At 68.7% G+C, this 12,290-nt stretch carries 12 protein-coding genes; 10 read left to right on the forward strand and 2 right to left on the reverse strand.

Features of this window, described 5'->3' with window-relative positions; all coding sequences use genetic code 11:
- The first annotated feature begins 21 nt into the window (after positions 1-21).
- Both GGR16_RS12555 and GGR16_RS12560 read left to right on the forward strand, forming a co-directional pair.
- On the forward strand, positions 22-1,095 hold the full coding sequence (locus GGR16_RS12555) for an Ldh family oxidoreductase (protein WP_183316823.1): 1,074 nt from the start codon (positions 22-24) through the stop codon (positions 1,093-1,095).
- A gap of 13 nt (positions 1,096-1,108) precedes the next feature.
- Positions 1,109-1,801: an RraA family protein gene (locus tag GGR16_RS12560; RefSeq protein WP_183316824.1), complete on the forward strand. Its 693-nt coding sequence runs from the start codon at positions 1,109-1,111 to the stop codon at positions 1,799-1,801.
- Between the two features lie 55 nt (positions 1,802-1,856).
- Here GGR16_RS12560 and GGR16_RS12565 read toward each other — a convergent pair whose 3' ends face one another.
- The gene (locus GGR16_RS12565; protein ID WP_183316825.1) at positions 1,857-3,389 is read right to left on the reverse strand and encodes a UxaA family hydrolase; all 1,533 of its coding nucleotides are present in this window, start codon (positions 3,387-3,389) and stop codon (positions 1,857-1,859) included.
- A gap of 145 nt (positions 3,390-3,534) precedes the next feature.
- Here GGR16_RS12565 and GGR16_RS12570 point away from each other — a divergent pair, with 145 nt between their 5' ends.
- From GGR16_RS12570 to GGR16_RS12585, 4 genes are all read left to right on the forward strand, one after another.
- Positions 3,535-4,539: a TRAP transporter substrate-binding protein gene (locus GGR16_RS12570; protein WP_183316826.1), complete on the forward strand. Its 1,005-nt coding sequence runs from the start codon at positions 3,535-3,537 to the stop codon at positions 4,537-4,539.
- 68 nt (positions 4,540-4,607) lie between these two features.
- On the forward strand, positions 4,608-5,135 hold the full coding sequence (locus tag GGR16_RS12575) for a TRAP transporter small permease (RefSeq protein WP_019400742.1): 528 nt from the start codon (positions 4,608-4,610) through the stop codon (positions 5,133-5,135).
- Positions 5,135-6,403, forward strand: a complete 1,269-nt coding sequence (locus GGR16_RS12580) for a TRAP transporter large permease (protein ID WP_183316827.1) — start codon at positions 5,135-5,137, stop codon at positions 6,401-6,403. The genes GGR16_RS12575 and GGR16_RS12580 overlap by 1 nt, the downstream gene beginning before the upstream one ends.
- Positions 6,404-6,428: 25 nt before the next feature.
- Positions 6,429-7,601: an enolase C-terminal domain-like protein gene (locus GGR16_RS12585; RefSeq protein WP_019400744.1), complete on the forward strand. Its 1,173-nt coding sequence runs from the start codon at positions 6,429-6,431 to the stop codon at positions 7,599-7,601.
- A 9-nt stretch (positions 7,602-7,610) separates the two neighbouring features.
- Here GGR16_RS12585 and GGR16_RS12590 read toward each other — a convergent pair whose 3' ends face one another.
- Positions 7,611-8,639, reverse strand: coding sequence for a GntR family transcriptional regulator (locus GGR16_RS12590; protein WP_183316828.1), 1,029 nt, complete (start codon positions 8,637-8,639; stop codon positions 7,611-7,613).
- A gap of 231 nt (positions 8,640-8,870) precedes the next feature.
- Here GGR16_RS12590 and GGR16_RS12595 point away from each other — a divergent pair, with 231 nt between their 5' ends.
- The 4 genes from GGR16_RS12595 (at position 8,871) to GGR16_RS12610 (ending at position 12,261) form a co-directional block, all read left to right on the forward strand.
- A complete protein-coding gene (locus GGR16_RS12595) occupies positions 8,871-9,518 on the forward strand; it encodes an RraA family protein (protein WP_183316829.1) in 648 nt (215 codons plus the stop codon).
- A gap of 13 nt (positions 9,519-9,531) precedes the next feature.
- Complete coding sequence (locus tag GGR16_RS12600; RefSeq protein ID WP_019400747.1) at positions 9,532-10,233, forward strand: FadR/GntR family transcriptional regulator; 702 nt, start codon at positions 9,532-9,534, stop codon at positions 10,231-10,233.
- Between the two features lie 32 nt (positions 10,234-10,265).
- Entirely contained in the window at positions 10,266-11,237 is a 972-nt protein-coding gene (locus GGR16_RS12605; protein ID WP_183316830.1) for a Bug family tripartite tricarboxylate transporter substrate binding protein, read from the forward strand.
- A 121-nt stretch (positions 11,238-11,358) separates the two neighbouring features.
- Positions 11,359-12,261: a dihydrodipicolinate synthase family protein gene (locus GGR16_RS12610; RefSeq protein ID WP_183316831.1), complete on the forward strand. Its 903-nt coding sequence runs from the start codon at positions 11,359-11,361 to the stop codon at positions 12,259-12,261.
- Positions 12,262-12,290: the final 29 nt, after the last annotated feature.

Raw genomic sequence — 12,290 nt, forward strand, 5'->3', positions numbered from 1 at the left:
CCAACAAAAGGAAAAATGCTGATGAAACTCCTCGAAGACGGCTCGTATCTCGTCGATGCCCCCCGGCTGGAGGCCCTGGTCCAGGCCATGCTCGAGAAGGTGGACGTTCCCGCGCCGGACGCCGCCCTCGTCGCCGGATCGCTGGTGTCCGCCGATGCCAGGGGCATGAATTCGCACGGGGTGCTGCGCCTGCCGGTCTACATCCGCCGGCTGCAGCAGGGTGGCTTCAAACCGGCGAGCCGGGGGACCGTGGTCAAGGAGACGGCCGCCACCATGCTGATCGACGGCGGCGAAGGCCTGGGGGCGGTGCTGACCTCGCATGCGATGGACATCGCCATCGAGAAGGCGCGGACGACCGGCATCGCAGCCGTCGGCATCCGCAATTCCAACCACAACGGCGAGAACGCCTATTACGTCCAGCGCGCGATCGCCCAGGACATGATCGGCATCGCCACGACCAACGGCTCGCCGATCATGCCGGTCTGGGGCGGCAAGACGCCGCTCACCGGCCCGCTGCCGATCGCCATCGGCGTGCCAACCGGCGAGGCCCTGCCGATCGTGCTCGATGCGGCGCTCGGCATGTCCTCGCGCGGCAAGATTCTTTACTACGCCGAAAAGGGCATGCAACTGCCCGACGGCTGGCTCGTGGACGCGGAAGGGCGGCCGACGAACGATCCGAACTGGGTCAAGAACGGCGGCTGGATCCTGCCCATCGGCGGGCACAAGGGCTGGGGGCTCATCCTCGCCTGCGAGATCCTGTCGGGCCTGCTCACCGGCGGCGCCTTCGGCCAGGAGCTCACGAACCTCTATGACGACCTCGACCGTCCGCAGCGCAACGGCCATTTCGTCATCGCCATCAACATCGCCGCCTTCACCGACGTTGCCGCGTTCAAGGAGCGGATGGACGCCTACATCGCCATCATGAAGGCCTCGGAGCGCGCGCCCGGCGTCGACGAGATCCTGATGCCCGGCGAGATCGAGTTCCGCAAGGAGAAGAAGCAACGGGCGGAAGGGCTCGCGGTGAGCCGCTCCGTCATCGACGAGGTCGTCGCCGTCGCGCGGGGCCTTGGTCTCGACGCCACCGCGATGCTGTGAGGGGCCGAAGACGATGCACGATCCCCTTCTCGACCGGCTGCGGAATCTCGAGACCGGCCAGGTCAGCGACGTTCTCGACGAGGCCGGCCTGCCCAACCATGCGCTTGCCTCGGCTCTAGTGCCGCTCGCGCCGGGCCAGCGGTTCGCCGGGCGGGCCGCCTGCCTCAGGGGCGAGCGCAACGTCGCCGGGCGTGCGCAGGCGTCGGCGGCGCCGGCCGACACCTTCGAGCGTGTCGCGAAGCCGGGAACCGTCGTCGTGATCGAGGCCGGCGGCTTCCAGGGCGGGGCGCTTCTCGGCGGCTTCGTCGCCTTGAGCCTGCAGCGTGGCGGCTGCGTCGGCCTCGTTACCGACGGTGCCATCCGCGACGCCAATGAGATCCGGGACCTCGGGTTTCCCTGCGTGGTCGGGGCGGTCACGCCGGTCAACGGCGCGCGCCGCTGGCGCCTGAGCGAGGTCGATGTCCCGGTCTGCCTGCCTGGCCAGTCGGACGGCCCTGTGCGGGTTTCGCCGGGCGACTACATCCTCGCCGACGGCGACGGCGCCGTCGCCATTCCCGCCGGCGTCGCCGAGCAGATCATCGCCGATGCCGAGGAACTGCAGCGCATCGAGCGGCGCATCGGCGAGGAGATGCGCGCCGGCGGCAGCCGCACGGCGGTGTTCAAAGCCAACCCGCGCTTCGACCACGTCCGCCCTGCGCGCGGGTGACATCGGAAATCGGGCGGGCGGTGGCTGCACACCGTCCGCCCGTTGAACTCCCTGCCTACATCACGGCGCCGATCTGCCAGGGCACGAATTCGTTGTCGCCGAAGCCCTGGGCTTCCGACTTCGTCGCCGTGCCGGAGGCGGTGGCGATGATCTTGTCGAAGATCTCGCGGCCCATCGCCTCGACGCTCGCGGAGCCGTCGATGATGCCGCCGCAGTTGACGTCCATGTCCTCGGCCATCCGGTCGTACATGGTCGTGTTGGTGGCGATCTTCAGGCACGGGGCGGGCTTGTAGCCGGAGACCGAGCCGCGGCCGGTGGTGAAGCACACGACATTCGATCCGCCTGCAATCTGGCCCGTCACCGATGCCGGGTCGTAGCCGGGCGAATCCATGAAGACGAAACCCTTGGCGGTGACGAGCTCGGCATAGCGATAGACCTCGACGAGGTTCGTCGTGCCGCCCTTGGCCGCAGCGCCGAGGGATTTTTCCAGGATGGTGGTGAGCCCGCCGGCCTTGTTGCCGGGCGAGGGATTGTTGTCCATCGTGCCGCCGTTGCGCCGGGTGTAGTCCTCCCACCAGCGGATGCGCTCGATCAGCTTGTCTGCCACCTTCTGGCTGACGGCGCGGCGGGTGAGCAGGTGCTCGGCGCCGTAGATCTCGGGCGTTTCGGCGAGCACGGCCGTGCCGCCGTGGCGCACGATGAGGTCGGCCGCGTGGCCGAGTGCGGGGTTGGCCGTGATGCCGGAATAGCCGTCGGAGCCGCCGCACTGCAGCGCGACGGTGAGTTCGCTCGCCGGGCAGGGCTCGCGCCGTGCCTCGGCGGCATGGGGCAGCATCTCGCGGATGATGGCGCAGCCGGCCTCGATCGTCTTGCGGGTGCCGCCCGTGTCCTGGATGTTCATGACCCGGAAGAGGGGGCCCTGCGCGATGCCGTAGGCGTCGAGCAGGAAGTTGATGTGGTTCACCTCGCAGCCGAGGCCGACGAGCAATATGCCGGCAAAATTCGGGTGGCGGGCATAGCCCCAGACGGTGCGCTGCAGGTTCGCGAAGCCCTCGCCCGAATCGGCCATGCCGCAGCCGGTGCCATGGGTCAGGGCGACGACGCCGTCGACGGCGCCGAACGGCTCGAGCGCGCCGGACAGGGTCATCTGCGCCGCGATCTGCCGTGCGACGGTCGCCGAGCAGTTCACCGTCGTCAGGACGCCGATGTAGTTGCGCGTACCCACCTTGCCATTCGTGCGCCGAAAGCCCTGGAAGACGGCGCGTTTGTGGTCGGCAACGTAGGCCGTGGGCCGCACCTCCTGGCCCGCCGCGTAGTCGCGGCCGAAGTCGCGCATCTCGACATTCTGCACATGGACGTGCTCGCCGGGCTCGATGTCGGTCGAGGCGAAGCCGATGATCTGGCCGAACTTGCGGACCGGTTCGCCCTTGGCGATGGGCCGGGTCGACACCTTGTGGCCGATGGGCACGCGCGTCTGCGTCCGCACGCCTTCATCTGCGACGGCGACGCCGGGCAAGAGGTCGGTTCGCGCGACGACGACATTGTCGTCCGCGTGCAGGCGAACGGTTGGATTCGGATTGGCGATCATCGGTCTCGTTCCATCGGCTGATCCGGGTGCAGTGGCCGAACCTTACTTATTGCTCCTTGCATGCACAATGCGTTTCTGAATAGGATGGCGGCAAGACCCCGCCCAACAAGGGGCTGACGTTTATCGAGGGATAAGGAGACGGTCGATGAAGGGGCTTCTTTATGCAGGGATCGCCGCGCTTGGCGTCGTGCTGGCGCCTGTCGGCGAGGCGGCGGCGCAGAACCTGCGCTTCGGGCACGCCAATACGCCCGGCGAAATCGCGGCCGCGCTGTTCGACGAGTTTGCCGCGCGCGTCAAGGAGCGCACCGACGGCAAGGTGACGATCCAGGTGTTCCCCGGCGAGCAGCTCGGCAAGGAGGTCGAGCTCGTCCAGCAGGTCCGCGACGGCGCGCTCGACATTTCCGCCCCGTCGATGGCCGCGGCGAGCACCCTCGTGCCCGCGCTCGAGATCCCGAGCACGCCCTTTCTCTGGACCGACTGGCGCGAAGCCGAGGCGGTGATCTCCGGCCCGGCCATGCAGCCCGTCTTCGACGAGCTCGAGAAGAGCCAGAACATCATCCCGCTGACCAAGATCTGGTACTGGGGCTGGCGCAACTTCACCTTCGCCAACCGGGAGGTGCGCAAGCCCGAGGACATGAAGGGCCTCAAGATCCGCGTGCCCGAATCCCCCGTCTGGGTGGAGATGGTGAAGGGCCTCGGCGCGGCGCCGACACCGATCGCCTTCAGCGAGGTCTACACCGCCCTGCAGCAGGGCACCGTCGACGGGCAGGAAAACCCGATCCCGACCATCTATTCGCGGAAGTTCTACGAGGTGCAGGGCGTGCTCACCATGTCCCGGCACATGCTGCAGAACAACATGATCCTCATCAACAAGGCCTCGTTCGAACGCCTCGATCCGGCGCATCAGCGCGTCCTGATCGAGGAGGCAAGCGCGATGTCTGCGAAGAACACGCTCCTGCAGCAGAACCGCGAGCAGGGCATGCTCGAGCAGATCCGCGAGGCCGGCAACACCAAGATCATCGACGACGCCGACCGCCCGGCCTTCGCCGAGAAGACGAAGGATGCGGTCTTCTCCGCACTCGCCGGCCGCTGGGGCAAGGAGAACATCGACCGCGTCGTCTCGACGATCGAGACCCTGCGCGCCGACTGAGACCTGAGCCCGGGCGGGCGGCCCTTCGCCGTCCGCCCTTCTGCCTTCAGCGCTATCAGGGCGGCCCCATGCTGCAGATCCTTGCCCGCGTCGACGATGCCGTGCGGCGCGTCGAATACCACCTGCTGTGGACGCTTCTCGGCATCATCGCCGCGACCCTGCTCGCGGCGGTCTTCTTCCGCTATGTACTCGCCTCGCCCTTCACCTGGACCGAGGAGCTCGTGACCATCCTGTTCACCTGGATGGTGTTCATCGGCGCCAGCGCCTGCTTCGCCAGCCATCAGCACATCCGCGTCGACAGCCTGCCGCGCATCGCCCCGCTGCCTGTCCGCGTGGCGCTCGGCATCCTTTCTGTCCTCGCCTGTTTCCTCATCCTGGGGATCTGCGTGCGCTACGGCCTGCTCTACGCGCAGCGTGTGGCGAACGACCGCACGCCGATGATGAACCTGTCCTTCTCGGTCGTCGCGCTCGCCCTGCCGGTGACGAGCGTCGCAGCCATGCTCCACATCCTGCGGGAGACCCTATCCAGCGGGCCGGAGCGGGTGCTCATGTCGACGATGGAAATGGCGGAAGACGAGCCCGGAGCGCCTCTCTGATGCTTCTCACCCTCGGCGCCCTCGCCGTTCTCCTCATGATCGGCGTGCCCACGGCCTATGCGCTCGCGGGCTCGGCCCTCCTCGCCATCTGGTGGGACGGCATTCCGCTCACCGTCGCCGCCCAGCGCATCGCCGCGGGCGTGCAGTCGTTCCCGCTGCTCGCCATTCCGCTGTTCATCCTGGCCGGGACGCTGATGAACGCCTCCGGCATCTCGGAGCGCCTGTTCGACCTGACGCGGGCTCTCGTCGGGCACATCCGCGGCGGCCTCGCGCAGGTGAACGTGCTTGCCAACGTCTTCATGGCCGGCGTCTCCGGCTCGTCGCTCGCGGATGCGGCGGCGACCACCCGGGTCTTCGTGCCGCAGATGGTGAAGAACGGCTACGACAAGGCCTTCAGCGTCGCGCTGACCGCGGCGGCAGCCACGCTCGCGCCGATCATTCCGCCCTCGATCCTGCTCGTCGTCTACGGCTGGCAGGCCAATGTGTCGATCGGCAGCCTGTTCATCGCCGGCATCCTGCCTGGCCTGTTCATCGCGGCCTGCCTGTTCGGCGTCGTCGCGGTCATCGCGCGGGTGAAGGGCTATGCCCGTGGCGAGCCGTTCTCCGGGGCGCGCCTCAAGGCGTCGTTCCGGCAGGCCATCTGGGCCCTCCTTATGCCGGTCATCATCGTCGTCGGCTTCCGCCTGGGGGTCTTCACGGCGACCGAGGTCGCCGCCGTCGCCGCCGGCTATGCCTTCGTCGTCGGCGTCTTCGTCTATGGCACGGTGCGGTTCGCCGACCTGCCGTCGATCCTCGCGCAGACGGCCCGCGATACGGCCTCGATCCTGATCATCGTCGCGACATCAGCGCCCTTCGCCTGGGTGCTGTCCATCAACCAGGCGCCGCAGCAGCTGCTCCAGCTCATCACCGGCATCTCCGAGAACCCATGGGCGGTCCTGCTCATGCTGAACGTGCTGCTGCTCTTCATCGGCATGTTCATGGAGACGATCGCGGTCATCATCATTCTCATTCCCGTGCTGATGCCGCTGCTGACGACCCTACAGATCGACCTCGTCCACTTCGGCATCCTGATGATCGTCAATCTCGTCATCGGGCAGATCACGCCGCCGCTGGGCGTGCTGATGTATGTCACCTGCGCCATCTCGCGCACGAGCCTCGGGCGCTTCCTCGTCGCCGTCGCCCCGTTCCTCGGCGTGCTCATCGTGGCGCTCCTCGTCATCACCTACGTTCCCGCCATCTCGCTCCTCCTGCCGGGGCTCATCCGCTGAGCGCGGCCACTCGGGAGAACCGTCGATGCCAAAGATCACGCGCGTCGAGCTGCATGCCTTCTCCTTCGACGCGAAGGACCTCGCGCCAGACGGCAGCGGGTTCAATCTGGTCTATGCGCCGGGGGCGCGAACGCCGCTCTCGAAATACGCCCTCGTCATCGAAGCGGAAGGCGGCGCGCGGGGGGAATATGTCGCCCTGTGGGGCGGCACGCCGATGGCCTTCGCCCAGACGGTGGCGCTCGCGCCCCATCTCGTCGGCCGCGACGCGTTCGCCCGCGAACAGATCTTCGACGACTTCAAGCGGGCGCACCGCCAGTACGACCACATGGGCTTCGGCGCCATCGACATCTGCCTGTGGGACCTTGCCGGAAAGGCTTATGGCGCCTCCGTCTCGGCGCTTCTCGGCGGCTACAGGAAGCGGCTTCCCGCCTATGCGAGCACCTTCCACGGTGACCGCAACGGCGGGCTGGACAGCCCGGCGGCCTATGTCGCCTTCGCCGAGGCGTGCCACGACATGGGCTTCCGCGCCTTCAAGATGCACGGCTGGTGCGAGGGCAACACGGCCGAGGAGGTCGAGACGGTGCTGGCGCTCGGGCGCAGCGTCGGTGGCCGCATGGCGCTGATGCTCGATCCCGCCTGCGAGCTGCGCACCTTCGCCGATGCGCTCGCCGTGGGCCGCGCCTGCGACGAGGCAGGCTTCTTCTGGTACGAGGATCCGTATCGGGACACGGGCGTCTCGATGCACGCCCATGCGAAGCTGCGCCAGATGATCGCGACGCCTCTGCTGCAGGGCGAGCACATCCGCGGCATCGAGCCCAAGGCCGATCTCATCGTGGCCGGGGGAACGGATTTCGTGCGGGCCGATCCCGAATACGACCTCGGCATCACCGGCACGATGAAGATCGCGCATCTTGCCGAGGCCTTCGGCCTCGACTGCGAGATCCACGCCAGCGGCCCCGCCCATCGCCATTGCATGTCGGCGATGCGCAACTCCAACTATTACGAACTGGCGCTCGTCGGCCCGAAATGCCGCAACGCGATGCCGCCGGTCTATGCCGACGGCTACAGTGACGAGCTCGACGCGGTGGGGCAGGACGGCTGCGTGCCGGTGCCGGAGGGGCCGGGCCTCGGCGTTGCCTACGACTGGGATTTCATCGCCCGCAACCGCACGGCGTTGCAGGTCTTCGAGGCGTCGTGAGCGCCCGCCCTATTCCGGCAGCAGATAGGGCGGTGGGGGCGGTGGCGGCGACGCGGACAGGATGTCGAGCCGCTTCAGCACCTTCGGCAGCGACAGCTGGAGATGGACGTCGAGCGCCGCCGCGGCGGCGTCGCCGTCGCGCCGGCCGAGGCATTCGAGGATGGCCTTGTGCTCGCCGAGGAAGGGATCGAGCTCCGGCAGGCGCAGGTAGCTGCCGAGCATGTGCTTGTTCGAGATGAGCAGCGCCTGGTTGATGCGCAGGAGCTTGATGAGTTCGGGATTGCCGCAGAAGCTGGTGCAATCGACGTGGATGTCGCGCTCCAGCTGGTCGAGCTCGCTCTCGCTGACGTTCGGGTAGCGCTCGAGGGCGCTCGTCAGGCGCAGCCACATCTGCGTCAGCAGGGCCTGGGGGATGGCGCTCGCGGCGCTGCGCAGGGCCGGCGGCTCGAGATAGCGCCGCACCTCGTAGAAATGGCCGATGCGCTCCCGCGTCAGGGGCACGACGTGCCAGCGCGACCGCTGGTCCTTCTCGATCAGCCCTACCCGTTCGACGCGGGTCAGCACGTCACGGGCGACGGTGCGGCTGACGTTGTAGTAATGGGCGAGCTCCAGCTCGACGACGGACAGCCGGCCGTAGATCGAACAGCCGCTGATCTCGCGCTCGACCTCGTCATAGATGCGCGTCCAGGCCGCGGGCGATCGCTCGGCGGCACCGCTCGAGGTGATGGCGGCGAATTCCTGCCGGGTGATCCGCCGGCGCCTTTCCGGCACGGTCCGGCCTTCGCCGAGGACGAGATAGCCGCGGCCGTCGAGCTTGCTGAGCCGTCCCTCCTGGGCGAGCAGTTCGAGCGCCAGTTTGACGGGCGTGCGGCTCGTGTTCATGACGTCCGCGACGACGGCCTCCATGACCACGCTGCCCTGCCCGAGCGCACCGGACGAGACCGCGGACCGGAGCACGTCGAGGACGCTTTGATAGAGGGCGGCCGCTGGTGGCCGCTCCTCCGACGGCGGGGCTATGGAGATGCCGGCTTCGAGCATGCCCGCACCCTAGCAGAGGATGGCCCGGCCGGGAATTGTCCTTACGTTCCAGTCCGATGCGGCCGATCAAGCGCCCTTGGGGCAGAGACGATGTCGCAGGGCTGGGGTGGGGGCCGGCTTCAGAAAGGGCCCGCTTTCCTCGCACCAAATATCAGATGTTTAACATCAGATGTTTGTTGCGTGGCGGGTCGCGGCCGTGTCATGCTGACACGACTGCTCAGGGAGGATCCGATGGCGACGCTCGCCGACAGGCTGGACCGGTGCTATTCCGGCGCGATCTACGACGTCATGCGGGACATGGGCCTGAGGCCGGGCGTCCTGCCGCGCACGATCCGCGGCCTCGTGCCCGACCAGCGGGTCGCGGGTCCGGTCTTCACCGTGCGTGGCCGGCCCGATCCGGAGGTCGATGCGCATACCTCGCTGCTCGAATGGACGGGCCTCCTGTCCCGGGCGCCGGCTGGCCATGTCATCGTCTGCCAGCCGCAGGACGACACGCGCGCCCTCATGGGCGAATTGTCGGCGGAGGCGCTGAAGCTGCGCGGCGTGCGCGGCTACATCGTCGATGGCGGCTGCCGCGACACGGAACTGATCATCGAGCAGGGCTTTCCCGTCTTCTGCCGCTACACCACGCCGGTCGACATCGTCGCCGCGTGGCGGCCCGAGGCCTTCGACGAGCCGGTCACCATCGGCAACGTCACGATCCGTGCCGGCGACTTCGTCCTCGCCGACCGCGACGGCATCATCGTCATCCCGGCCGACCGGGCGAAGGAGATCATCGCGCGTACCGAGGCCGTCATCGCGACGGAATCGGAACTGCGCCGCGCCATTCGCGCAGGCGAGGATCCGCAGCGGGCCTACCTGCAGTACGGCAAGTTCTGAGCGGAGGCGCGGCATGGTTCGCAGGCAGAAGCCGGGCCGCATCGGCGCGGTGGTCGCAGCCCTCGGGGCCGAGATCGCCGGGGGCAGCCATGCCGAGGGGGCGACGCTGCCCGCCGAGCACGAGCTCGAGGCGCGGTTCGGCGTCAGCCGCAGCGTCGTGCGCGAGGCGATGAGGACCCTGGCGGCGAAGGGGCTCGTCAGCGTCGCGCCGCGCCACGGCACCCGCGTCCGCCCGCGCGCCGAATGGAGCCTGCTCGACCGTGACGTGCTGACTTGGCTGACGGGTGAGCGGGGGCCTGAGCGCGAGCTGCTCCTCGCGCTCGAGGAAACGCGCGCCATCATCGAGCCGGCAGCCGCCGCCCTAGCCGCGCAACGCGCAACGGCCGAAGACCAGCTGCGCCTGACGGAGGCGCTCGTCGCCATGCAGCGGGGGCGCACGGATGCCGCTGCCGCGGTGGCGGCCGACCGTGCCTTCCACCTCGCCGTGCTCGATGCCACGCACAACCCGGTGCTGCAGAGCTTTCGCGGAGCCATCGACGCGATCCTGTCGGCCATCTTCGCCGCCTCGATCGACGAGATGCGCTGGTTCGAGGAGAACCTGCCCAACCACGCCAGCGTCGTGGAGGCGATCCTGCGCCGGGACGCAGCGGCAGCCCGGCGCGCCATGGAAGCGACCATCGGCTTCACGCGCCGCAATCTCGAGGCGCGGGGCTGAACGAAACCAACAAGGAAAGCGGAGGAACCCCCATGTTCAAGCGCATCGTGTCGGCCGCCATCCTCTTGGGCGCGGCCATCGTGCCGGCACAGGCCGCCTGGCCGGACCGTCCCATCACGCTCATCGTGCCGTGGGCAGCCGGTGGCGGCACCGATGCGGTGGCCCGCGTCATCGCGTCGGGGCTCGAAAAGGAGCTCGGCCAGCCCGTCAACGTCGTCAACCGCACGGGCGGCGGCGGCGTGGTCGGCCACACCGAGATCGTCAGCGCCAAGCCGGACGGCTACACCATCGGCCTCGCCACCGCCGAGATCACCACCTACTACTGGGCCGGGACGGCACCGTTCACCTATGCCGACGTCACGCCGGTCGCGCTGGTGAACTTCGACGCCGCCGCCCTCCATGTCGCCGCCGACAGCCCGTGGCAGGATGCGGCGCAGGCGCTCGATGCCATCAAGCAGGCGAAGCCGGGCACCTACAAGCTGTCGGGCATGCCGGTCGGCGCGGCATTCCATCTGGCCTTTGCCGGCCTGCTGCAGGCCGCCGACATCGATGCCAAGGCCGTGGCCGTCGTGCCGAGCCAGGGCGCCGCCCCCGGCTTCCAGGAACTCGCCTCGGGCGGCGTGCAGATCGTGCCGTCCTCGCTGCCCGAAGGGCGCGCGATGGTCGACGCCGGCCGCGTGAAGGCCCTGCTCGTGCTGGCCAACGAGCGCATTCCCGCCTTCCCGGACGTTCCCGTCGCCAAGGAGGCGATCGGCAAGGAGGTGGTCGGCGGCACATGGCGCGGGCTCGCCGCGCCGAAGGGCCTGCCCGACGACATCACCGCGAAGCTTACCGAGACCGTCGAGAAGGTCGTGAAGGCGCCGGAATTCGCGAAATTCATGGCCGATCGCGGCTTTGGCGTCGCCTTTGCCAAGGGCAACGAATTCCGGATCTTCCTCGAGGACCAGCATGCCCGCAACGGCGAGCTCATGGGCGCGCTCGGCCTTCGCCAGCAGGGCAAGTGACGGGCGCGAACCGTCATGCCGAACCTGTCGAGGCTGCACCCGCCCGGCCGGCAGCCTCGGCGGCACGGGTCCACCCTTTGCCGCGCCTTCCGGATGATGGGCGGCCCGACGAGAGAGCCACATGAACGCAAGCAGCCCATTCAGCGGCATCCACGCCGTCGTCTACGCCCTGTTCGACGGGCATGAGCGGCTCGACCGGCAGGCGATGCGCCGGCAGACGCAGCTCTGCCTCGATGCGGGCGTTCACGGCATGGTGGCGCTCGGGCTCGCGACCGAGGTCGCCAAGCTGACGGCAGCCGAACGCCGCCAGCTGATGGACTGGGTGGCGCAGGACACGAATGGTCGCGTGCCGCTCGGCTTCACCATTTACGGCGCCTCGGTGGCCGAGCAGGTCGAGGGCGTCAAGGCCGCCGCGGCGGCGGGCGCCGACTGGGTCATCCTGCAGCCGCCGATGGTGGGCAGCTATGGCGCCGGGGAGTACATCGACTTCTTCGGCCGGGTCGCCGGATCGACCGATCTGCCCGTCGCCATCCAGAACGCACCGGCCTACATGGGGCGCGGCCTGTCGGCGGACGACATCGTCACCCTCACGACACGCTTTCCCAACATCCGCCTGCTGAAGGGCGAGGGCGCGAGCATCGATATCGAGCGCCTCATTGCGACCACGGCCGGCCGGCTGCCGGTCTTCAACGGCCGCGGCGGGCTGGAGCTGATCGACAACCTGCGCGCCGGTTGCGTCGGCCTCATCCTGGCGCCCGAATGCATCGACCGCGCCGTGCACATCCACGAGCGCTGGCGGACCGGGGACGAAGAGGCTGCCATGGCGGGCTATGCGGAGATCCTCCCCGCCATCGTCTTCGTCATGCAGTCGCTGGAGACGATGATCGCCTATGGCAAGCGCCTGTTCGGCGAGCGCGCCGGGCTCGCGATCCACGACCGCGCGCCGGCGCTGCGGCCGACCGACTTCGGGCTCGATATGATGCGGCGCTACGCGCGCCGGCTTGGCCCCCTGACGGGGCGCTGACGGAGCGCTGCCCGGCTCGTCCGATCGCG

This window comes from Chelatococcus caeni (assembly GCF_014196925.1).
Classification (GTDB): Bacteria; Pseudomonadota; Alphaproteobacteria; order Rhizobiales; family Beijerinckiaceae; genus Chelatococcus_A; species Chelatococcus_A caeni.

What these genes read in the sequence shown, in the direction of transcription:
- GGR16_RS12555 (WP_183316823.1), top strand. Translation starts at nt 22, where the DNA reads ATGAAACTCCTCGAAGACGGCTCGTATCTCGTCGATGCCCCCCGGCTG.
- GGR16_RS12560 (WP_183316824.1), top strand. Translation starts at nt 1,109, where the DNA reads ATGCACGATCCCCTTCTCGACCGGCTGCGGAATCTCGAGACCGGCCAG.
- GGR16_RS12565 (WP_183316825.1), bottom strand. Translation starts at nt 3,389, where the DNA reads ATGATCGCCAATCCGAATCCAACCGTTCGCCTGCACGCGGACGACAAT.
- GGR16_RS12570 (WP_183316826.1), top strand. Translation starts at nt 3,535, where the DNA reads ATGAAGGGGCTTCTTTATGCAGGGATCGCCGCGCTTGGCGTCGTGCTG.
- GGR16_RS12575 (WP_019400742.1), top strand. Translation starts at nt 4,608, where the DNA reads ATGCTGCAGATCCTTGCCCGCGTCGACGATGCCGTGCGGCGCGTCGAA.
- GGR16_RS12580 (WP_183316827.1), top strand. Translation starts at nt 5,135, where the DNA reads ATGCTTCTCACCCTCGGCGCCCTCGCCGTTCTCCTCATGATCGGCGTG.
- GGR16_RS12585 (WP_019400744.1), top strand. Translation starts at nt 6,429, where the DNA reads ATGCCAAAGATCACGCGCGTCGAGCTGCATGCCTTCTCCTTCGACGCG.
- GGR16_RS12590 (WP_183316828.1), bottom strand. Translation starts at nt 8,639, where the DNA reads ATGCTCGAAGCCGGCATCTCCATAGCCCCGCCGTCGGAGGAGCGGCCA.
- GGR16_RS12595 (WP_183316829.1), top strand. Translation starts at nt 8,871, where the DNA reads ATGGCGACGCTCGCCGACAGGCTGGACCGGTGCTATTCCGGCGCGATC.
- GGR16_RS12600 (WP_019400747.1), top strand. Translation starts at nt 9,532, where the DNA reads ATGGTTCGCAGGCAGAAGCCGGGCCGCATCGGCGCGGTGGTCGCAGCC.
- GGR16_RS12605 (WP_183316830.1), top strand. Translation starts at nt 10,266, where the DNA reads ATGTTCAAGCGCATCGTGTCGGCCGCCATCCTCTTGGGCGCGGCCATC.
- GGR16_RS12610 (WP_183316831.1), top strand. Translation starts at nt 11,359, where the DNA reads ATGAACGCAAGCAGCCCATTCAGCGGCATCCACGCCGTCGTCTACGCC.